The organism is Flavobacterium sp. UBA7680, from assembly GCF_002482975.1.
GTDB lineage: Bacteria > Bacteroidota > Bacteroidia > Flavobacteriales > Flavobacteriaceae > Flavobacterium.
Genome location: NZ_DLHA01000043.1, coordinates 31823 through 51228, shown reverse-complemented (window position 1 = coordinate 51228; position 19406 = coordinate 31823). Strand labels below are relative to the sequence as shown.

The following is a 19406-nucleotide window of genomic DNA, read 5'->3' as shown; positions in this document are numbered from 1 at the left end:
CCCGAGCGATAGCGAACAGGCGAAGCAATTTCACGAATTAGCACGAATTATTTTTTCTTGCCACAGATTAAAAGGATTAAAAAGATTTTTAAGTCTGCTTTTAAAATCAGTGAGAATCTTTTTAATCTGTGGCAAAAAAACTATTCTTCAAAACTCTCGTCTTTAAATCCTATCAAATATAATTTATTTTTGGCACGCGTCATTGCTGTGTACAGCCATCTTATATAATCATGATCGATTCCGTTTGGTAAATACGGCTGTTCTACAAAAACCGTGTTCCATTGCCCTCCCTGTGATTTATGACACGTTATAGCGTATGAGAATTTAACCTGTAAGCCATTAAAATATTCGTTTTCTTTTACCTTTTGAAATTTCTTATATTTTGTCGATTCATCTTCATAATCTTTCATTACTTCTTCATACAAACGATTTGATTCTTCGTAGGTTAATGATGGAGATTCACTTTTTATCGTATCTAAAATCAATACTGTTTCAAAAGGTTTTTGATCCGGATAATCGACCATTCTTATTTTTACTCTCGCAAAAGTAAAACCATACAATTCTTTGATCCCGAACATTTCCAAAACCTCAATAATATCACCGTTTGCAATAAATCCTGCTTCATCCGTTTCTTTCAGCCAGAAATAATTATTTTTTACGACCATTAAAAAATCGCCTACAGAAAGCTCACTTTCTTTAAACAAAATTCGGGTTCTGATTTGTTCATTATATTGATTTGCCCTTTTATTGGAACGGACAATAAAAGCCGTATCTTCAATACTATAGTTGCTGTAAGCCGTATTTATGGCATCCTGAATATCATATCCATCGGTTAAACGAACGATATCTTTGAACTTTTTTACATTGAATTTAAACTCCGTAATAAAGCTTTCTTTCAATAATTCACGTAATTCGGTTGCATTGAATAAAATTCCTGAACTTTCTTCCTGACGCATTACTTCATCCAATTCGATATGTTCAATTTCTTTGTCGTAATGCACGCCCAAAGTATGCGTATCTAAAGCTGGACTAATATCTAAATTTACCGGAGGAAGCTGCGCTGTATCGCCTAAAAGAATCATTTTACAATTGGTTCCCGAATACACATAATTAATCAAATCATCCAGAAGCGAACCGCTGTCTAAAGTACTGTCTGAAATCATCGAAGCCTCATCGACTATAAAAATGGTGTTTTTATGTTTGTTGACTTGTCTGGTGAAAGCTACTCCTCCACCCGATGATTTTTTAGGGAAATAGATCTTCTTGTGAATCGTAAAAGCTGATGTATTTGAATAATTCGCAATTACTTTTGCCGCGCGTCCGGTTGGTGCCAGCAAAACAAATTTTTTATTAATATCTCCAAGATTGTTTACGATTGTTGAAATCACCGTTGTTTTTCCGGTTCCGGCATATCCTTTTAATACAAAAATGGTATTGTTTGCCGGTTCGGTCAAAAAAATGGCGATTTTTTGAAAAAAAATATCCTGTTTGTAAGTAGGTGCAAAAGGAAATCTTTTTTGCAAAACGCCGTAAAATGATGCTGAATTCATAAGGTAAATTTGAAACACAAAGTTCGACTTTTTAAATGGCAAAGTCAATAATTTAAAACCATATAAGTGATATAAGTAAATTTAAGTTTTACACTAAGTGTTCTAACTTTTTGAATTCACATAACTTATATGTTCTAAAAAAATCAAAACAAACATCCAGTAAGCTTAAATTACTTATATAACTTATATGGTTTAGAAAAAGAAAAAAAATAACGCAACGATAATCCTGCCCTAACGTTCTTGTAATATTGTTTTTTAAAATTGCAATTATATTAGTTGCTTTTTAATTTGTAAGTTTGTGCTCTCCTTAAATTCTTTCTTGAAACAAAACAGGTAACGAATTGTAAATCAATTATGTCAATACACAATACTAATATTACATCAAAAAATTACAAAAAACTTTCGATTCAGGTTTCGCTGAACGGATTCTCTTTTTGTTGTTTTGATACCTTAAATAATACGATTACTGCTTTTAATGAAGTTCAGTTTGATGCTGCCCAAAAGCAGAATAAAATTGAAGATTTATACGCTTCTGCTTTTAAAAATTATGCTGAGTTAAAAGAAACTTACGACGACATTTTAGTCATTCACAATAACAATCTTTCGACTTTTGTGCCAACGCCATTGTTTGATGAAGATTATTTAGGAAGTTACCTGCAGTATACTACAAAAGTGTTTGAGACCGATTTTTTTACTTTCGATCAAATCTCAAATTACGATATGCATTCGGTTTACATTCCGTATATCAATATCAATAATTTTTTAATTGATAACGTTGGTTCTTTCGATTACAAACACGTAAACAGTATTTTAGTAGAGAAAATTCTGGAAGGTTCAAAAAACAACGACGAGAAAAAAATGGTGGTTAATTTTAATCCGGAGCATTTTGAAATTATCGTGGTACAAAATCAAAAGTTATTGTTATTCAACTCTTTTGAATATCAAACTCCTGAGGATTTTATTTATTACATTCTTTTTACAGCCGAGCAATTAAATTTAAATCCAGAGATTTTTCAATTGGAACTGCTTGGAACAATTCACCAAAACGATCCGTTTTACGACATTGCTTACAAATACATCCGTAATATTTCTTTTCTTGACGTTAGCTCTTTAAAAGAAAAAAACAACTATACAACAGCTCAGAATCAAAAACATTATATCTTATTTCAATCATGAGAATCATTTCAGGAAAATACAAAGGGCGTAGGATCTTCCCACCAAAAAACCTTCCTGTAAGACCTACGACTGATATGAGTAAAGAAGCATTGTTTAATGTTTTGAATAATCATTTTAGTTTTGATGGCTTAAAGGTTTTAGATTTATTTTCGGGAACCGGCAATATCAGTTATGAATTCGCTTCACGCGGAAGCGCACCAATTACCTCAATCGATGGTGATTTTGGATGCGTTAAATTTATTAAACAAGTTTCATCAGAATACGATTTTGATATCGCAGCCACTAAAAGTGACGTTTACAAGTTTCTGGAAAACTGCAAAACTTCATACGACATTATTTTTGCCGATCCACCTTACGGATTAGATCAGACTGCGTTTGAGAAAATTGTTCTTACTGTTTTTGAAAAAGAATTACTTTCAGAAGATGGAATGATGATTATCGAACATTCGAAATATACTAAAATGGATCATTTAAGTAATTTCTCATTTCAGAAAAGTTACGGCGGTTCGTTTTTCAGTTTCTTTGAATTGAATTCTACAGATGATGATGAAGAACTTCCGGGAGAATCTCCTTTAAAAATTGTTGAAGAAGACGAAGGATAATCTATATCAATTTTCAAATTTTTAAAATCCCAAATTCCAAACTTCAATTGGAATTTGGGATTTTAAATTTGGAATCTTTTATTTTATCGAATTCTATCTTCGTTTTCATTCACATTCTTTTCCTTAAATGCGGTTTCTTTCACTTTCCCAAAAGAATATTTAACCGAAATCGAAATTTCATGAGCATCAACTACATATCTTGCTTTTGAACTGGTATCATTAATTGTGAATTCTTCTGTTTCAATTACATTTTTAAATACGTTGTTGCAGCTTAAAGTACAGTTCCATTTTTTTAAGAATGTTTTAGAAAGCGCCATATCAACAACAAATCTGGGATTTCTTTCAAAAACACCTTTCTTCTGTTCCGTTAATCCCCAAAAACTTAAAACAAAAGTATATTCTTTTGGAAGCTTAAATTCGTTGTTGGAGTAATAATATAAATACGGTTTTGAGTCTAAAAATTCAGCCGAAGGATCTTCTATTTTTTCGAGAATAAAAACCAGCGAATTGGTAGTGGTCCAAAATTTATAGGTAAAAGGCAATTCAAAATCAAGACTTAAACCCGCTTCTTTATCAAAATTTATATCTTTAAAAGTCATTATATTTTGATTTTTATCATAGAGAAAACTATTATAAACAGGATTTTTATTTTGCCAATAACTCACTTTTACTGATTTGTCATTGTATTGAAAAGTCGACGAAATTTCATTATTAAATGTTGGCCCCAAATTGATATTACTTGCATATATAAAATACGGATTTATATAAGTCGCAATATTACTTAACGACGAATAATTGGGACGTGAAATGCTTTTAGCATAATTTAAACTAATATTTTTAGTGTTGTCTATTGCCACAGAAAACTGCACTTTCGGAAAAAGATTCGTGTAATTTTTATCGATCAAAGCCGAAGTATCTGTTCTATATTTTCCGCTTACATTGGTATTTTCAACTCTAAGTCCGGCAGAAAAACTGATCTTTTTAATTTTTCCCGAAAGCTGTGTATAAGCCGCCGAATTCTCTTCTTTAAAATCATAATCTAAAGCTGTGTTTTTATTTTCTTCGAAATCAAAAATAGCAGTATTTGATTTGGATTTTGCTGCAGAATAAACTCCGCCGTATTCCAGATTTAGTTCGTTTTTAAACTTTTTTTCGAAATCAATTCTTCCCGAAAAAACATCAACATTAAACTTTTGATTTCGGTTTTGAGACAAAGCAAATTCAGTATCGTTATAATTATTTTCGACCATAGTTGCTAAATTCTGCTGAAAATTCGAATATTGAAAACCTGCAAAAAGCTGTGTATTTATTGCTTTTATTTTTTTTGAATAATTCAGAAATCCGTTTACAAAATCCTTTTTACTCGAATTATCGCTCCAGGTTAAAACGTTGTTTTCAACGTTTTGATTTTTATTGTATGTAAAAGTATTAATGGGAAAAGTGTCTGTACGAAGTCTGGAACTAACATTAAACGAAAAATAATCATCGTCATTTATTTTATAAAATAAACCTCCGCCAAAAACATATTGCTTTCGTTTCGTTTCGGCCATAACATCATATTTAGATGCAATGTCTGCATTTTGAATTTGATAATCAATACTATGACTTTCCCACGGATTGAGTCGGTTGTAATTGAAATTAGCTTTCCATTCGAATTTGTTTTTCTTGAAACTCGTATTCAATCCCAGATAATTGTTGTAATTTTTCTTAAAAGAAGCCACTTCAGAAATTTCAGTTCTAAAACTGTCTTTTTTACTGAATTTTCGAGTGATCAAAATTACCGAACGACCTTCAGCTTCATATTTTGCAGATGGATTCTGGATGATTTCGATCGTTTTAATATCAGCGGGAGCCAAAGCATTTAAATCGTTTATTCCCACTTTTTGATTGTCGATATAAATCAGCGGATTTCCTTTGCCTACAACGGTAATATTTTCTTTGTCTGAACTTACCTGCACAGTTGGCAGTTTTGCCAATAAATCGACTGTATTTGGAATTGCATTATAAACAGAATTAGCAACATCAACTTTTATATTTCCGTTGGTATTGGTAAACGTTTTTTTGTTTTGAGTGATAACAACTTCTTTTAATTGTTCATTTGAAATGGAATCTTTCTGTGTTTCATTTTGAGCCTTTACAGCAAATGAAAGACAAAAAAGTAAAAGCGCAAGAAGAAGTTTTAAGGGCAGATAAATATTCATTTTTAAAAGTTTTTTGATTTTGTGATGATGCAAAAATGCTTCTAAAAAAGCGCTGCGTAGGTTAATTGAAGGTTAATGCGGAGTTAACGTCATTTTTGTTGCATAAAAGCATTATTTTTGGGTGGAGAAAATGGGCCACGGATTTTACGGATTAAACGGGTTTACGCTGGTTTATTTTTTAAGATTTAGTTTAAATATAATCTGTGTAAACCCGTTTAATCCGTATCATCCGCGGGCAAAAAAACAAAATGAAACAAAGAATCAATTTATTAATAGCATTTTCGGTTATGGCGTTGATCGTTTTATCGACTGTGCAATGCTATTTGGTAAAAACCACTTACGATTATAAAGTGGCACAGTTTCATACGCAGATTAAAAATGAAATTGCTCAGATTTCTAATAATTACAGCGATATTGATTCGGTTTTAGTTTCCAGAAAAGAAGCACTTTATACCCATTTATCCGAGAAATACATTCAGGGAAAAAATTCTAAAATTGACATTAAAAAAGGGATTTTAGAAAATGAATACCGAAGCGCATTAACGGCACAAATTCAGCGAAAATTCGAAAGAGATTTACCTAATTTCAAAATTGATTTTGCGATTGTTCTCAACAAATTTATTTTGTACAAAAACACCAAAAAAGCCGATACTATTTTTTCTGAAAAGCCTTTTATTCGAAACAAATTATACGGAAATCTGGCTTCTCTAAATCATGCTTTTTTAGTCCGCAATTATGTTGGAACTACAAACGGAACTTTTGATAATCAGGAATATCAATTATTGACGGAAGATTCGATGTACGTTTCGGTTATCGATTGGGAAATGATTATTTTAAGACGAATGGCTTTTATTTTAGTTTTGTCTTTATTCTCGATTCTCACGCTTATAACGCTTTTTGTAATTGCCCTTAAAGCTTTAATAAAACAGAAAAAAGTAAGCGATGTAAAAACCGATTTTATCAATAATATTACGCATGAACTGAAAACGCCTTTGGCAACTTTAGGTATTTCGACCAAAATTCTGGAACAGAAAAACATTCGTGAAAACGATGAAAATTTCAATGCAATTGTCAATACTATTTCGCGTCAAAACAATCGTCTTCAAAGTTTAATTGATCAGGTTATGGCAAATTCATTGGCAGAAAATGAAATTGAACTGAAAAAAGAAAAAATCGAAACCGAAGATTTCCTGCAGACAATTGTAAATGATTTTAAAATCACGTATCCTAAAATTGGCATTAAAACTGATTTTCAGACTCAAAAAACGAATCTGATTCTGGATAAATTTCATTTAACAACGGCTCTTTTAAATGTTTTGGAAAATGCTGTAAAATACGGTTCGAACACGATTATTGTAAAAACGAAACAAGTTGAAAATCAATTTTCGATTAGTATTGAAGATAATGGAATTGGAATTGCAAAAAGCAAACAATCACTCCTTTTTGAGAAATTTTATCGTGTTGAACAAGGAAATCTCCACAACACAAAAGGTTTAGGTTTAGGATTGTATTATGTTGCCCAAATCGTAAAAGCGCATCAGGGCTCTGTTAACGTGATTAGTGATTTAGGAAAAGGAACTCAGTTTACTATTTTATTAAAAGTTTAATTACCCTATTTTGAAAAAATTACTTTTAGCTGAAGACGATCACGATTTTGCAGCAATTTTAAAACAATATTTAGAACTTCATCAATTTGAAGTAATTTGGGCAGAAAATGGCGAAATAGCTTTGGATTATTTTAAAAATCAAACTTTTGATATTTGTATTTTTGATGTAATGATGCCCAAACTGGACGGTTTTTCATTGGCCGAAAAAATAATTACAATCAATCCCGAAACTCCCTTTATTTTTTTAACGGCAAGAAAGTTAAAAGAAGACAAAATCATTGGATTAAAACTAGGTGCAGACGATTATATTGCGAAACCTTTTGAAGTCGACGAACTGGTACTGCGTTTGCAGAATATACTGAAGAGAATCGAGCAAAAAAGAAGTCTGGACGGAAACAATACTATTGAAATTGGTTCGTATATTTTTGATAACGAACGTTTAACGCTCAATAACAAAAATCACGTGCAGCAGCTTACAGAGAAAGAAGCTGCTCTTATTGAGTATTTATATCTCAACCATAATCAATTATTAAAGAGAGATGATATTTTAATGTCTGTTTGGAAAAAAGACGATTATTTCTCAGGTCGAAGCATGGATGTTTTTATCAGCAGGCTTAGAAAATATTTTAATTCAGATCCAAAAATCAAAATTGAAAGCGTTCGAAATATTGGTTTAGAATTTAAAATTCAAAAATAATCCTGCAAATCATATAAAGTTTACGAAACAATTCTGTAACAACTCTTACAGATTGTAATCCTATATTTGTTAATAACTTAAAAATCTAAAGTCATGAACCTAAAAAGATTTTTCGGAGGATTATTAACAATTCTCGGGATTGTAGGACTTATTTATACGGCGGTACTTTTTGCCGGCGCATCAGCAGAAACCAGAGATATCAAATCTGTAATTATTTACGGTATTCTGGGAATCGTTTTCTTTACGTCAGGAATCAGTTTGGTTCGTACAACAAAAGACGAATCATAATATTTTAAACACATAAAAACATAGTTTTAAGACGTAAAAAAGTCGTTTCACTCGCATTAAGTTACAATAGCAAACTATGTGTAAAAGCGAGATTTTTTTATTCTTTTAATTAAAACTAAAAACCTATGTTTCTATGTGTTTTAAAAAAATTTATTTGACCAAAACAGCTGCAATCTTTTCGTAAAGAGGAGTTTTTACGCCGTATTTTTTTCCTTCGTTTACCACATATTGTGTGAGTGATAGTGCTTCGGTATTTTTTCCGGCCAGTAAATCTCTGTGCATTGACGAAGTCGCTTCTTTTGGCGATTTTTCTAATTTTTGAATCGTCTGCGCTACAATATCATGTGGTAATTTCAGGCCTTTTGCCTGTGCCACATCTTCAATTTCATGAAGTAGTTCGATATAGGTTATTTTCGCTTCTGAATTACTTAAAATTTCACCAATATTCTGATTTAAATAAGAAGTTGCAGATGCTAAAGCTGAAATAAAAATGAATTTTTCCCAAACGGTTTCTTCTATATTCTCCACTAAATAGCTTTCGATTTTTGCTTTTTGAAGGATATTCTGTAATTCTTCTAATTTTGAAAACGAAGCTGTTTTAGATCCAAAAAACAACTTTTCATAAAATCCGATTCTACGAATAGTTCCAGGCGAAAAAATCATCGAAACAATGTAAACGCAGCCTTGTAAAACTTCATTTTCAGGAAATATTTTTTGAATTCTTTCCTGCGCATCAACGCCGTTGTATAACGGAAGAATTATTGTTTCTTTTTTAATACAATTTTTTAAAGACGTTAAACTCTCTTCAATATCATATGTTTTGGTTGCACAGATTAAATAATCCAATTCTCCAATTTCCGACGGATTATTCGAAACTAAATTCGGACGAACAATTACTTCAGAATCATCAGTTACAATCTTTAATCCATTTTCGGCAATCGCTTTTTGAGTTTCGCCTCGTGCGATAAAAATGATTTCAACATCATCAGATTTTTGATAGGCTTTCGCCAAAAGTCCGCCGAAATAACCTCCAACCCCTCCAAGTCCTAAAATTCCAATTCTTTTCATAATAAATCAATTTAATGCTACAAATTAATGCCACAAAGGCGCTAAGTCACAAAGTTATTTTAAGCCAAAAAGAAAAACAAAAACTTAGTGCCTTTGTGTCTTAGTGGCAAAACAAAATTATTCCTCCAAAACAGGATTCAAATCCAGTTCTGTAAAATCGTGTTCTGTTTTCGAAATTATAATCGTTGCGACTGTATTTCCAATCAAGTTTGTAATAGCTCTCGCTTCGCTCATAAATTTATCAACTCCTAATAAAAAAGCCAAACCTTCTACAGGAATTTTATGCAGCGCTGTTAAAGTTGACGCTAGAACAATAAATCCGCTTCCGGTTACGCCTGCTGCACCTTTTGAAGTAATCATCAATATTCCGATAACTGTCAAAATTTCGAAAAAACTCAAATGTACGTCGTACAACTGCGCCAAAAATATCACCGACATCGACAAGTAAATCGAAGTTCCATCGAGATTAAAGGAATATCCTGTTGGAATCACTAATCCCACAACCGATTTACTGCAGCCCATTCTTTCGAGTTTAACCATAATACTTGGCAAAGCAGCTTCAGAAGAGGAAGTTCCCAAAACCAGTAAAAGTTCTTCTTTAATGTATTTTAAAATCGAAAGTATACTTATTTTATAATAGCGCAGAATCGTTCCTAAAATTAGGAAAACAAACAACGCCATGGTGAGATAAACGCAAAGCATTAATTTCCCTAACGGAATTAAAGTTTCTAATCCGAATTTACCAATTGTATAGGCCATTCCGCCAAAAGCACCAATTGGAGCAAGGTACATTACATATTTTAAGCCGATGAAAACGACTTTTGAAATTCGTTCTAAAACTAAAATGGTCTGCTCTCTTTTTTTATAAAAATTCAAGGCAATTCCGCATACAATTGCTGCCAGTAAAACCTGTAGTGTAAAATTGGAAAAGAAAAACTGAAGCCAAGAAAAATCTTTTGCACTTGAGTTTGTATATTGGCTTGCATCACCCAAAGTCAATCCCGATTTGTCAATTTTTCCGGGTTGAAATAAATAAGCAACTGCAACGCCAATGGCTAATGCAACGGTTGAAACTACTTCAAAATATCCTAAAGCTTTAACCCCAATTCGGCCTACTTTTTTTAGATTTCCCATTCCGGAAATTCCTAAGACAATAGTCAAAAAGATAATTGGACCAATAAATAGTTTGATAATATCGACAAATCTTTCGCCTACAATTTTCATTTTCACACCATTATCCGGTGAAAAATGTCCGAGTAAAACACCGGCAATAATGGCTATTAAAACCCAAAATGTCAGATTGGTAATTATAGTTTTAAAAAGGCTTTTGTTTGCTTTTGAAGCAGGATTTGGAGTGGTTATATTCATGAAGATAGATTAGAGTCTTTCACAAATATATAAAAAAAGCAGACCTATAAGCCGGATTCTGTCCCTGATAAATCAAGGCCTTATCATTTATCTAGATCATGCATTACTGCATGACTCAAGCTACCTACCCTTCAACAACGGACGAGAAGCCCTTAAATGCTGATATACTTGGTATTTCACCGCATAGAGTTTACCTGGTTTCACTACAGCNNAGCATTACCTGTACATACTTTCTGCTGCACTTGTCCTAATCCCGATAACAAGTTATCTTGACCGACGGGCGTTACCCGCTATGCTTCTCTGTGGTGTCCGGACTTTCCTCCCTCCCTAATTGGAACGGCGATAAGGCGGTCTGCGCTGCAAAAGTAACACTTTATAGACTAAGAATAATGAATTTAAATTTCTGATTTTCGCTTGGTTTTCGTAACATTTTAATTTTAAAATAGTTATCTTTAAAATTCCATAATTTTTAAATTCGGTCTATCATGAAAAGAATGTATCACTACGCAACTGTTTCAAAGGCTTTAGATCAATTGAATGAGAAAGGATTTACTTGTGATTTTAATCGAAATGCAGACGCGATTAAAAAGAATCCTGAGAAATTTGAAATTGTTCATGTGTATCGATACGAAGGGGAATCTGACCCTGGCGATGAGGCAGTTGTATACGGAATTAAGTCCGTTAACGGTAAAAAGGGCGTTTATGTAGCAGGTTTTTCCGCCGATTCAGATCAGGAAACTGCCAAATTTTTATTTGATTTAAGTATTAGGGGAAGGTAATTATGATTACATCCAGTTTTGTCATTTCGACGAAGATTGAAGATCAACTGTACGGAATTTCTAGTGCGATTTCTCCTTTCGTCGAAATGACATAAAATGTGGAAATTTTTACAATTAATCTACTAATTTTTGAATGCTTAATTGGTCAAAGATATTTAGTCATTTTTTTCTTTTTGATTTTAAATTTTCGAGATGATTTTTAGGATCGAAATTCAAACTAAGACCACTGTCAATTCCTTCCTGAACTAATCTTTTTAAAATTAATAATTTATTATCGTCTTCAAATCGATCTCTAACTTCATTCTTTTTTTCAGATCTTCTTTCTGAAAAATTATTTTCAATGAAATCATCTGAATGATATACTAAAGATGTAGAAGGATTTCTTTCCATATAAATTTTATCTAAAATGTAAAGTTGCCTAAAATTGATAATATTTACAAAAAATCTTTGCCGAATTTCTACATGAGATTGCTTCGTTCCTCCCAATGACTTTGCGAACCTTGCGTAAAGCTTAGCGAACTTTGCGGTTAAATAAAAAGCTATTTCTACTTATGAATAAAACATTTAAACAAAAGGAATAAAATTAAAATTTGAATAATTATCACATTATTAGCCTGAATATAATCTTGATTTTTAATGCTTTTGCGGTAGAGATAAACATTTAATACAAATGGCAAAACGATTAAAACAGATAGATACGCAGAAAAAAGAAACTTAGATTTTGAAATACAAACAGCAAAAAACATATACCAAACAGAGCAATAGGCAACTTCGAAAATAAGCAGTCGGGAAAAGAATCTAGACTTTATTCGTATTTCATCAATCTCTTTATTGTCTTTCATTTAATGTAACTAATTAATTGCTTTTATTAAGTTCAGATACTCCAATAGCAAATCAGGAGCTTTATCTAATCTTTCCTGATAAACATCTACAAAATAAACTTCATTTTCCTGCATTCCGTTTTGAATTCCTTTTTTAGAAGCTAGAATATCTCCCTTTCTAACAATCAGAATTTTATAATAGTGATCATTATCTTTTAAGGTCAATTCATTAAAATCAGATATTTTAGGGTCGTTGTAAATATTTTGCTGTCCAATGTCGGCTCCTAAATAACCTTGAAATTTTCCAAAATCATAAAACGGATTATTGTTATCGAAGTTTCGATAGGTTTTTCTGTTTCCTTTTTTTAGAATAAATTGTTTAATCCTTTCAAAATCTTCTACTGAGAATTGACTTGTAATTTTCAAATAATTAGTTTCGTTTAAATTAGATTTTTCTAAAAAGATCAAAAAGTCTGTAAAATTCAATGAATGCTTTTTCTTCATCAAAATTGCAGGTTTCAAGTATCATCGTTCTATAACCCGAAGTAGATTCAGAATAATTTAATTGTACAGATACAAAATCATGAAATGAACTCCATTCTGGAATTAGATTTTCGTTTACTTTATTATTCAAAACATATAATTGATAACCGTTTATCGTATAATAAAGTGTTGATAAATGTTTATCCCCAATATACAAATGTGGCTTTTCCCAAATTAAATCTAATAACGAATATAGGTTATTCTGATTCATAAATATATTTCAATTGTTTTTTCTTCTAGCCTTTAATTATATGACGGCTGCAAAGCCATAATCAATTCTTCAACTTGAGCTATTGGCATTTTTACAGCGGTTTCTATTTCAGAATTTTCACAAGTTATAACTAAAACGGCTTCATTATCTTCTTCATAACCAACGGACTTAAACGAATATTGAGGAAGGATTAATTCCATTTCTTTTTTAGCATCTTTAAACCAGCCGTAATTGGCTTCATAAATAATTTTATTGGGTAAAAAGTCTATAATTTCTTCTCCGTATGTATTCCACAATGAAACTCGCAAAAGATAAAATCCTATAAGTCCAAATACACCAATTGCTATGAAATAACCTATATGTAATCCATTTCCGGTTGCAATACTTAAAATAACTCCTAATACGGGAACGACAAAAAACAAAAAAGCCAAAAGAAACATAATTAGCCGAATTATAAAAGGCGATTTTTTTACTTTTAAGTTTAGAGTATTAAATTCCAGAGTGTATTGTTTCATATAGATTTGTTTAAGTTTTTTTTTGATTTACTTATTCATTTTCACTAAATCCGTTTTGTCTTAATACGCTCAAGACATGTAATTTATAATCGAACCAGTGTACATCATTTGGATGTTCTAAATTGTCAATTTCAGCTAATAATTCTAATATTTTCATTATGCCGTCAAAACTGTTTTCTTCATTTTCAATTATATCATTTATCTTCTTAGATATTGTGAATTCTGGTAAATAGAATTTATTTAATTTTGAGTTTGACTCAAAATAGCGGCACATCATCTGCATATTTTCAAAATGTTGAGTATGTTTTTTCATTATTATGATCTGAAATGATTTTAATATATTTCTTTCCTTATTATTATTTAGAAATCAAATCAAAAATGGTCTTTTTCTTTAGCAACTTGGCTTGCAAAAAAGGAATCCCGATAGGAAAGCACCAAGCTGCCGCAAAATAAAAAAATTCTGGAATGCGAGTGTCATTTTGCAATAAAGTGATTTTTTTAGCAACAAAATAGCTTACGTAAATGTAGCTGGCAAATACAATCAATGTATATAAACTCCCAAGAGCTTCAAGAATAGCCCAAGTTGAGTTTTCTAATAAAATTGGATTTTTTGTGATGTCCATTTCTAAACCTAATATGAACCTAATTAAACCGTAAGAAAATAATATCCAAAACGAAATATTAAAATACTTTTTCTCTGAAACTTCTTTTTCTTCGATATGATATACAATACTCCAAACCCAGATAAAATATACAATCCCTACTATAGTTACAGAAATTAAAACTAATGGAAAGATAAATTCAAAATTGGCAAAAAAGCCTATAAAAGTTATTATTCCTGTAACTATTAACGAAACAAAGGGCAAAATAATAAATAACATTATGAAAGTTACAGGTTGTAAAGAAAGAATTTTAGAGGGTATTTTTTCCATTTCAGAAAGTGGTTAGTTTATTTAAATGTGTTTTTGGTTGTGGCTAAAATAATGTTTTTTTTGATTCTGAATAATGATTATCATTGTATTAAAAATTTAGCCTATGAAATTAAAATATATATTTTTATCTGCATTATTTTTTATTTACAACTATTCTTTTTCTTGCGATTGTAAACCAATTGACCGTAAAAATATAGTAGAAACAGGATTAAAGTATGAAATTGTATTTCATGGAGAAGTTATAAAAGTAGATTCAATAAACAGAATTTATACTTTTAGAATCATAGAACTCTTTAAAGGAAAATACAATTCTCAGTTCATTACACAAAAGTATTCGGGTAATTGTTCTGATGTTCCATCTTTAAAACAACTTTGGATTGTTTATGCCAATTTTAATGACGATAAAACTATAGAAGTGAGTGGTTGTTCTCCAAGTACAGGATTTCAACCCTATGGAAGTGACTCTATGCCTTCCCCACCCGAAATCAAAATCTCTCAAAAGACAGATGATCAAATAAAAACATTGTCTTTTTATGTTTGGGACCTGAAATTTGAAAATCGAAATTTACAAGATTGGATTTATCAAATAGAGAAATTAAGAGCTTATAAAAAATCTCAAAATGAAATTTCAGTAAAAGAAAAGACCGAGGCAAAACTTGAAACATACAGCAGATATATCATCATTTCTTTGATTGTCAACATCGTATTATTTCTGAGTTTAATCTTTATTTTTATAAAGAAAAAGAATTTCGGCAAATAAGCAAAATCGACTTTAAACAACGAAACAAAAGTCATATATTTGCTATCGAATAAAAAAGAATATGGAACAATTTGTAGTATCGGCTCGTAAATATCGCCCGCAGACCTTTAAGGATGTTGTGGGGCAGAAAGCCATTACCAACACGTTGTTGAATGCTATTGACAGCAATCACCTTGCTTCTGCTCTTTTATTCACCGGACCGCGTGGAGTTGGAAAAACTACCTGTGCACGTATTCTGGCTCGTAAAATAAATCAACCCGGATATGATGATCCAACTGAAGATTTTGCTTTTAACGTTTTTGAGTTAGATGCTGCTTCAAACAACTCGGTTGATGATATTCGTAACCTTATTGATCAGGTTCGAATCCCGCCGCAAACCGGACAATATAAAGTATATATTATTGACGAGGTTCATATGTTGTCTTCGGCTGCTTTTAATGCTTTTCTTAAAACATTAGAAGAACCGCCAAAACACGCTATTTTTATTTTAGCAACAACAGAAAAACACAAAATCATTCCAACGATTTTATCTCGTTGTCAGATATTTGATTTCAAAAGAATTACCGTAAAAGATGCTAAAGAACATTTAGCAGAAGTTGCAACAAGTCAGGGAATCAATTTTGAAGATGACGCTTTGCACATTATTGCTCAAAAGGCTGATGGTGCGATGCGTGATGCTTTATCTATTTTTGACCGTGTGGTTTCGTATTGCGGAACTAACTTAACGCGTCAGGCTGTAACCGAAAATCTAAATGTTTTAGATTACGAAACTTATATTTCTGTTACAGATTTGATCTTAGAAAATAAAATCCCGGATCTTTTAATTGCCTACAACGACATTCTTTCAAAAGGTTTTGACGGACATCATTTTATTGCCGGATTAGCGTCTCATTTTAGGGATTTGTTAGTAAGCAAAACTCCTGCTACAATTGCTTTATTAGAAGTTGGAGAACAGGCACAGCAAATGTATGGCGTTCAGTCTCAAAAATGTTCTCAGGAATTTTTATTGAAAGGAATTGACCTTGCAAACGACTGCGATTTAAAATACAAACTGAGTCAGAATCAGCGTCTTTTAGTCGAATTATGTTTGATGCAATTGGCCTCTATCAACTTTGATGGAGAAAAAAAAAAGTTGAGCAATTCATAATTCCGCCTACTTATTTTAAAAACGGTAGTTTTTCAATTGTTGAAGTTCCAAATTTAAAATCCCAAATTCCAAATACGGAAGGAAATTCCAATGTCAATATCAATCAAAATAGCAATGACAATGATAAACCTGCTGTAAATACTGCGAGTGAAACTCCTGTTGCTGAAACTCCAAAAGTTGAAACTCCTACTCCAAGAGTAGAAATAGGCGGTGAACCAAAAGTTTCTGCATTTTCTTTGGCGAGTATTCGCAAGAAGAAAGAATTAGAATTAAGCAGTAAATCTTACGTTAAACCATCATCTTCATCTGTTTTGCCTACTGAAGAGTTTACAGAAACAGAAATGTTAGTGCAATGGAATAAATATGCCGAACGTTTAGGCCAGAAAGGTTTGAAGATCATGGAGTCGATCTTATTAATCAATGATCCTGTTTTAAACGGAACTAACATTACTTATGAACTTCCTAACGAAGGTTCTAAACTGGAATTCGAAAGTCAGATGAATGCACTTTTAGGGCATTTAAGAGGTCATCTGCACAATCATGATATTACTATTGAAGTAATTGTAAATGAAAAAGTTGAAACTAAAAGAAATTTAAACGATCAGGACAGATACAATCGTTTACATGAAATCAATCCAAACATTGAACTTTTACGTTCTACATTTGGATTGGAATTACCTTCTTAGTTTTTTTTAGCCACAAATTTCACAAATTTTCACTAATTTCTTTATGCTGAAATTCTAAAAAATAATTCGTGGAAATTCGTGAAATTCGTGGCTAAATACTATTTATTTTTCAAACCGAAATCGTAGATTTTATCGAGCCATTTTGCTCTTTGGAGATCGTGAGATCCTTTTATAATTCCAACGTAGCTTACTTTTACGGGTTTTACACCGCAGAATTCTAACGTTGATTTCTTTAATTGATTTACACTCGGTCTTCCAAAAAATAATCTGTAATACCAGCTTGGCTGATCTAAAGTAGTTATAATATGTGCTGTTTTTCCTTTTAGTAATTTATCCCACCAAACTGAATTTTCTCTGTATTGAAAAGCCATTCCGGGTAAAAATAACCTGTCTATAAATCCTTTTGTAATTGCCGGAAGTCCGCCCCACCAAACGGGATGTACCCAAACCAAATGATCGGCTCTTTTGATTTTCTCCCACGATTCTAATAAATCCGGTTCTAATTCGGTTCGTTTTTGGTAACCGAATTTTAGATTTGGGCTAAAGTTTAAATGAGCAATTGTAATAGTTTCTACAATTGCGCCAGAAGCAAGTGCTCCTTCTTTATATTCATCGGCAATAGCAAAATTAAAGCTGTCGGGATTTGGATGTCCGTTTATAATCAGTATTTTTTTCATATCAATTTTTTTTCAAAAATACTATTCGGGTTATTTATTTTACTGGACAAATGTCTAGAAAAATTTATTTTTTGCCACAGATTAAAAGGATTTTAATGATTTTTTTTAAATCTGAAAAACTAATTAAAAATATTAGATTTTTTCTTTTACATCTTCAAATTAAAAACTCAAAACTGATTTTCTGATTCGGCTTAAATGCCTTGGTGTTACGCCTAAATAAGATGCTAGATATTGTAGCGGAATTAACTGAATGTATTTTTGATGATTCTTATACAATTCTTCATAACGTTGGGCTCCGGATAATTTCTGAAAAGAAACCATTCTTTTATGCAGGTTTACAAATTCTAATTCTGTTAATTTTCTTCCTGTTTCCTGCCAGTTAGAGCCTGATTGATAGAGTTTTTCTAAACCTTTACGATCTAAAATCTGAAGTTCAGTTTCAGTTAAGGCCTGAATGTTTTCTTCTGCTTTTTCTTCTGTTATAAAACTGGCAAATGAGGCCATGAATTCATTTTCGAAAGCGAAACAATTCGTGATTTCGTCGCCTTTATGGTTCAAAAAAAAGGAACGTAAAATTCCTTTCTTTATAAATACAATTTCGTTGCAAACTTGATCTTCAGTCAATAAAAGTTCCCCTTTTTTCAGTGTACGAAAAGTTATTAAATCATCTAAAAGGGATAATTCTCCCTCAGAGAAATCCTGTATGGACTGAAAAATTGATTTCATTTATGAAGGTTTTGCCACAAATTACACGAATTTCCACGAATTATTTTTACACTTTTGAATAACGAAATTAGTGTAAATTCGTGTAATTGCTTCGCCTGTTCGCTATCGCTCGAGTCGTGGCTAAAAAAATTAAATTTTACCGTAATACATCGCTTTTACAATTCCATCAGAAAGTCCGATTTTTGGAACATAAATCTGGCGCGCTCCACTCCATTTCATCGCATTTAAATAAATGCGGGTTGCGTGGATAATAACGTCGGCACGGTCTGAGTTTAAACCTAATTCGGCAATTCTTTGTTCGTAAGTCAATGAATTTAAAAAGGCATATTGTGAATTGATGTAAATGTATGAAAGCGGTTTTTCCTGCTGTTTTCCAGACATTTTAAACAGTTTATTGATGTTTCCTCCAGAACCAATCAATGTAACTTCATCGTAATCTGCAGTATTGGCTTTAATCCATTTTTCGATTTCATCCCAAACTACCTCGTGAACCATATTATTCAGCAAACGAACCGTTCCGGCTTTGAATGATCTTGAAGTAATCATTTTTCCGTCAGAGAACAAAGTAAATTCTGTACTTCCGCCTCCAACATCAACAAAAAGATAGGTTTCGTCTCTTTTTAATAAATGATGCAAATCTGTAGAAGCAATAATTGCTGCTTCTTTTTTACCATCAATAATTTCAATTTTAATGTCGGCTTTTTTCTTGATTAAAGCCACAACTTCTTTTGCGTTATAAGCTTCGCGCATTGCAGAGGTTGCAAATGCCATATAACGTTCTACTTTATGTACTTTCATCAAAAGGTTGAATGCTTTCATGGCATCGACCATTCGATCTATATTTTCTTCTGAAATTTCTCCTACGGTAAAGGCGTCTTGTCCCAAACGAATTGGCACACGAACAAGTGAACTTTTATTAAACTGCGGTTCTTTTCCATCTTGTTCTACAACATTCGAAATCAGAAGCCTCATGGCATTTGAACCGATATCTATTGCTGCAAATTTCCTTATATTAATCATGCTCACTCTATGATTTTTGTAATTGAATTTAA

23 protein-coding genes and 1 other RNA gene are annotated in these 19406 nt (G+C 31.8%); 9 read left to right on the top strand and 15 right to left on the bottom strand.

Going from position 1 to position 19406, the window contains the following annotated elements:
* Positions 1-140: 140 nt before the first annotated feature.
* The gene (locus tag B3C18_RS18800) at positions 141-1550 is read right to left on the bottom strand and encodes an ATP-dependent DNA helicase (protein WP_180858851.1); all 1410 of its coding nucleotides are present in this window, start codon (positions 1548-1550) and stop codon (positions 141-143) included.
* A gap of 354 nt (positions 1551-1904) precedes the next feature.
* On the opposite strand from B3C18_RS18800, the gene B3C18_RS18795 reads away from it, so the two are divergent.
* Both B3C18_RS18795 and B3C18_RS18790 read left to right on the top strand, forming a co-directional pair.
* A complete protein-coding gene (locus B3C18_RS18795; protein WP_291150141.1) occupies positions 1905-2726 on the top strand; it encodes a DUF3822 family protein in 822 nt (273 codons plus the stop codon).
* Positions 2723-3328, top strand: coding sequence for an RsmD family RNA methyltransferase (locus B3C18_RS18790; RefSeq protein ID WP_232680122.1), 606 nt, complete (start codon positions 2723-2725; stop codon positions 3326-3328). The genes B3C18_RS18795 and B3C18_RS18790 overlap by 4 nt, the downstream gene beginning before the upstream one ends.
* 83 nt (positions 3329-3411) lie before the next feature.
* Here B3C18_RS18790 and B3C18_RS18785 read toward each other — a convergent pair whose 3' ends face one another.
* On the bottom strand, positions 3412-5529 hold the full coding sequence (locus tag B3C18_RS18785; RefSeq protein WP_291150136.1) for an outer membrane beta-barrel family protein: 2118 nt from the start codon (positions 5527-5529) through the stop codon (positions 3412-3414).
* 248 nt (positions 5530-5777) lie between these two features.
* Here B3C18_RS18785 and B3C18_RS18780 point away from each other — a divergent pair, with 248 nt between their 5' ends.
* The 3 genes from B3C18_RS18780 to B3C18_RS18770 all read left to right on the top strand — a co-directional run bounded on the left by B3C18_RS18780 (position 5778) and on the right by B3C18_RS18770 (position 8121).
* The gene (locus tag B3C18_RS18780) at positions 5778-7136 is read left to right on the top strand and encodes a sensor histidine kinase (RefSeq protein WP_291150132.1); all 1359 of its coding nucleotides are present in this window, start codon (positions 5778-5780) and stop codon (positions 7134-7136) included.
* Positions 7137-7146: 10 nt separating this feature from the next.
* Positions 7147-7833: a response regulator transcription factor gene (locus tag B3C18_RS18775; protein ID WP_291150130.1), complete on the top strand. Its 687-nt coding sequence runs from the start codon at positions 7147-7149 to the stop codon at positions 7831-7833.
* Between the two features lie 93 nt (positions 7834-7926).
* Positions 7927-8121, top strand: coding sequence for a hypothetical protein (locus B3C18_RS18770; protein ID WP_291150128.1), 195 nt, complete (start codon positions 7927-7929; stop codon positions 8119-8121).
* A 150-nt stretch (positions 8122-8271) separates the two neighbouring features.
* Here B3C18_RS18770 and B3C18_RS18765 read toward each other — a convergent pair whose 3' ends face one another.
* From B3C18_RS18765 to rnpB, 3 genes are all read right to left on the bottom strand, one after another.
* The gene (locus B3C18_RS18765) at positions 8272-9189 is read right to left on the bottom strand and encodes a ketopantoate reductase family protein (protein WP_291150125.1); all 918 of its coding nucleotides are present in this window, start codon (positions 9187-9189) and stop codon (positions 8272-8274) included.
* 117 nt (positions 9190-9306) lie between these two features.
* Positions 9307-10557 carry a cation:dicarboxylate symporter family transporter gene (locus B3C18_RS18760; protein ID WP_291150122.1) on the bottom strand — a complete coding sequence of 417 codons (1251 nt, stop codon included), beginning with the start codon at positions 10555-10557 and terminating at the stop codon, positions 9307-9309.
* A 31-nt stretch (positions 10558-10588) separates the two neighbouring features.
* Positions 10589-10916, bottom strand: an RNA gene (rnpB, locus tag B3C18_RS18755) — RNase P RNA component class A.
* A gap of 126 nt (positions 10917-11042) precedes the next feature.
* Between rnpB and B3C18_RS18750 the strand changes: the two genes are divergently transcribed.
* Positions 11043-11336: a hypothetical protein gene (locus tag B3C18_RS18750; RefSeq protein WP_053470661.1), complete on the top strand. Its 294-nt coding sequence runs from the start codon at positions 11043-11045 to the stop codon at positions 11334-11336.
* Positions 11337-11495: 159 nt separating this feature from the next.
* On the opposite strand, the gene B3C18_RS18745 is transcribed toward B3C18_RS18750, so the two are convergent.
* From B3C18_RS18745 to B3C18_RS18720, 6 genes are all read right to left on the bottom strand, one after another.
* Positions 11496-11726: a type II toxin-antitoxin system ParD family antitoxin gene (locus tag B3C18_RS18745; protein WP_291150117.1), complete on the bottom strand. Its 231-nt coding sequence runs from the start codon at positions 11724-11726 to the stop codon at positions 11496-11498.
* Positions 11727-12187: 461 nt separating this feature from the next.
* Positions 12188-12583 carry a hypothetical protein gene (locus B3C18_RS18740; protein WP_291150114.1) on the bottom strand — a complete coding sequence of 132 codons (396 nt, stop codon included), beginning with the start codon at positions 12581-12583 and terminating at the stop codon, positions 12188-12190.
* Positions 12584-12602: 19 nt separating this feature from the next.
* Positions 12603-12911: a hypothetical protein gene (locus tag B3C18_RS18735; protein ID WP_291150112.1), complete on the bottom strand. Its 309-nt coding sequence runs from the start codon at positions 12909-12911 to the stop codon at positions 12603-12605.
* A gap of 32 nt (positions 12912-12943) precedes the next feature.
* The gene (locus B3C18_RS18730; RefSeq protein ID WP_291150109.1) at positions 12944-13426 is read right to left on the bottom strand and encodes a hypothetical protein; all 483 of its coding nucleotides are present in this window, start codon (positions 13424-13426) and stop codon (positions 12944-12946) included.
* A gap of 31 nt (positions 13427-13457) precedes the next feature.
* Positions 13458-13739, bottom strand: coding sequence for a hypothetical protein (locus B3C18_RS18725; RefSeq protein ID WP_291150107.1), 282 nt, complete (start codon positions 13737-13739; stop codon positions 13458-13460).
* A gap of 43 nt (positions 13740-13782) precedes the next feature.
* Positions 13783-14307, bottom strand: coding sequence for a hypothetical protein (locus tag B3C18_RS18720; protein WP_291150105.1), 525 nt, complete (start codon positions 14305-14307; stop codon positions 13783-13785).
* Positions 14308-14461: 154 nt separating this feature from the next.
* Here B3C18_RS18720 and B3C18_RS18715 point away from each other — a divergent pair, with 154 nt between their 5' ends.
* Positions 14462-15118 carry a hypothetical protein gene (locus tag B3C18_RS18715; protein WP_291150103.1) on the top strand — a complete coding sequence of 219 codons (657 nt, stop codon included), beginning with the start codon at positions 14462-14464 and terminating at the stop codon, positions 15116-15118.
* Positions 15119-15179: 61 nt separating this feature from the next.
* Positions 15180-16265, top strand: coding sequence for a DNA polymerase III subunit gamma/tau (gene dnaX / locus B3C18_RS18710; protein WP_291150102.1), 1086 nt, complete (start codon positions 15180-15182; stop codon positions 16263-16265).
* Between the two features lie 103 nt (positions 16266-16368).
* On the opposite strand, the gene B3C18_RS18705 is transcribed toward dnaX, so the two are convergent.
* Positions 16369-16518, bottom strand: coding sequence for a hypothetical protein (locus tag B3C18_RS18705; protein ID WP_291150099.1), 150 nt, complete (start codon positions 16516-16518; stop codon positions 16369-16371).
* Here B3C18_RS18705 and B3C18_RS18700 point away from each other — a divergent pair.
* Positions 16502-16951, top strand: coding sequence for a hypothetical protein (locus B3C18_RS18700; RefSeq protein WP_053470653.1), 450 nt, complete (start codon positions 16502-16504; stop codon positions 16949-16951). The two genes, B3C18_RS18705 and B3C18_RS18700, sit on opposite strands and share 17 nt — an antisense overlap.
* Before the next feature lie 98 nt (positions 16952-17049).
* Here B3C18_RS18700 and B3C18_RS18695 read toward each other — a convergent pair whose 3' ends face one another.
* The 3 genes from B3C18_RS18695 to B3C18_RS18685 all read right to left on the bottom strand — a co-directional run bounded on the left by B3C18_RS18695 (position 17050) and on the right by B3C18_RS18685 (position 19374).
* A complete protein-coding gene (locus B3C18_RS18695) occupies positions 17050-17628 on the bottom strand; it encodes an NAD(P)H-dependent oxidoreductase (protein WP_291150095.1) in 579 nt (192 codons plus the stop codon).
* Positions 17629-17787: 159 nt separating this feature from the next.
* Positions 17788-18354, bottom strand: coding sequence for a Crp/Fnr family transcriptional regulator (locus tag B3C18_RS18690; protein ID WP_291150089.1), 567 nt, complete (start codon positions 18352-18354; stop codon positions 17788-17790).
* A gap of 129 nt (positions 18355-18483) precedes the next feature.
* Complete coding sequence (locus tag B3C18_RS18685) at positions 18484-19374, bottom strand: Ppx/GppA phosphatase family protein (protein ID WP_291150088.1); 891 nt, start codon at positions 19372-19374, stop codon at positions 18484-18486.
* Positions 19375-19406: the final 32 nt, after the last annotated feature.

Bases quoted from the DNA above. Each gene is read 5' to 3' on its own strand.
- B3C18_RS18800 (WP_180858851.1), bottom strand. From the start codon at position 1,550: ATGAATTCAGCATCATTTTACGGCGTTTTGCAAAAAAGATTTCCTTTT.
- B3C18_RS18795 (WP_291150141.1), top strand. From the start codon at position 1,905: ATGTCAATACACAATACTAATATTACATCAAAAAATTACAAAAAACTT.
- B3C18_RS18790 (WP_232680122.1), top strand. From the start codon at position 2,723: ATGAGAATCATTTCAGGAAAATACAAAGGGCGTAGGATCTTCCCACCA.
- B3C18_RS18785 (WP_291150136.1), bottom strand. From the start codon at position 5,529: ATGAATATTTATCTGCCCTTAAAACTTCTTCTTGCGCTTTTACTTTTT.
- B3C18_RS18780 (WP_291150132.1), top strand. From the start codon at position 5,778: ATGAAACAAAGAATCAATTTATTAATAGCATTTTCGGTTATGGCGTTG.
- B3C18_RS18770 (WP_291150128.1), top strand. From the start codon at position 7,927: ATGAACCTAAAAAGATTTTTCGGAGGATTATTAACAATTCTCGGGATT.
- B3C18_RS18765 (WP_291150125.1), bottom strand. From the start codon at position 9,189: ATGAAAAGAATTGGAATTTTAGGACTTGGAGGGGTTGGAGGTTATTTC.
- B3C18_RS18760 (WP_291150122.1), bottom strand. From the start codon at position 10,557: ATGAATATAACCACTCCAAATCCTGCTTCAAAAGCAAACAAAAGCCTT.
- B3C18_RS18750 (WP_053470661.1), top strand. From the start codon at position 11,043: ATGAAAAGAATGTATCACTACGCAACTGTTTCAAAGGCTTTAGATCAA.
- B3C18_RS18745 (WP_291150117.1), bottom strand. From the start codon at position 11,726: ATGGAAAGAAATCCTTCTACATCTTTAGTATATCATTCAGATGATTTC.
- B3C18_RS18735 (WP_291150112.1), bottom strand. From the start codon at position 12,911: ATGAATCAGAATAACCTATATTCGTTATTAGATTTAATTTGGGAAAAG.
- B3C18_RS18730 (WP_291150109.1), bottom strand. From the start codon at position 13,426: ATGAAACAATACACTCTGGAATTTAATACTCTAAACTTAAAAGTAAAA.
- B3C18_RS18725 (WP_291150107.1), bottom strand. From the start codon at position 13,739: ATGAAAAAACATACTCAACATTTTGAAAATATGCAGATGATGTGCCGC.
- B3C18_RS18720 (WP_291150105.1), bottom strand. From the start codon at position 14,307: ATGTTATTTATTATTTTGCCCTTTGTTTCGTTAATAGTTACAGGAATA.
- B3C18_RS18715 (WP_291150103.1), top strand. From the start codon at position 14,462: ATGAAATTAAAATATATATTTTTATCTGCATTATTTTTTATTTACAAC.
- dnaX (WP_291150102.1), top strand. From the start codon at position 15,180: ATGGAACAATTTGTAGTATCGGCTCGTAAATATCGCCCGCAGACCTTT.
- B3C18_RS18695 (WP_291150095.1), bottom strand. From the start codon at position 17,628: ATGAAAAAAATACTGATTATAAACGGACATCCAAATCCCGACAGCTTT.
- B3C18_RS18690 (WP_291150089.1), bottom strand. From the start codon at position 18,354: ATGAAATCAATTTTTCAGTCCATACAGGATTTCTCTGAGGGAGAATTA.
- B3C18_RS18685 (WP_291150088.1), bottom strand. From the start codon at position 19,374: ATGATTAATATAAGGAAATTTGCAGCAATAGATATCGGTTCAAATGCC.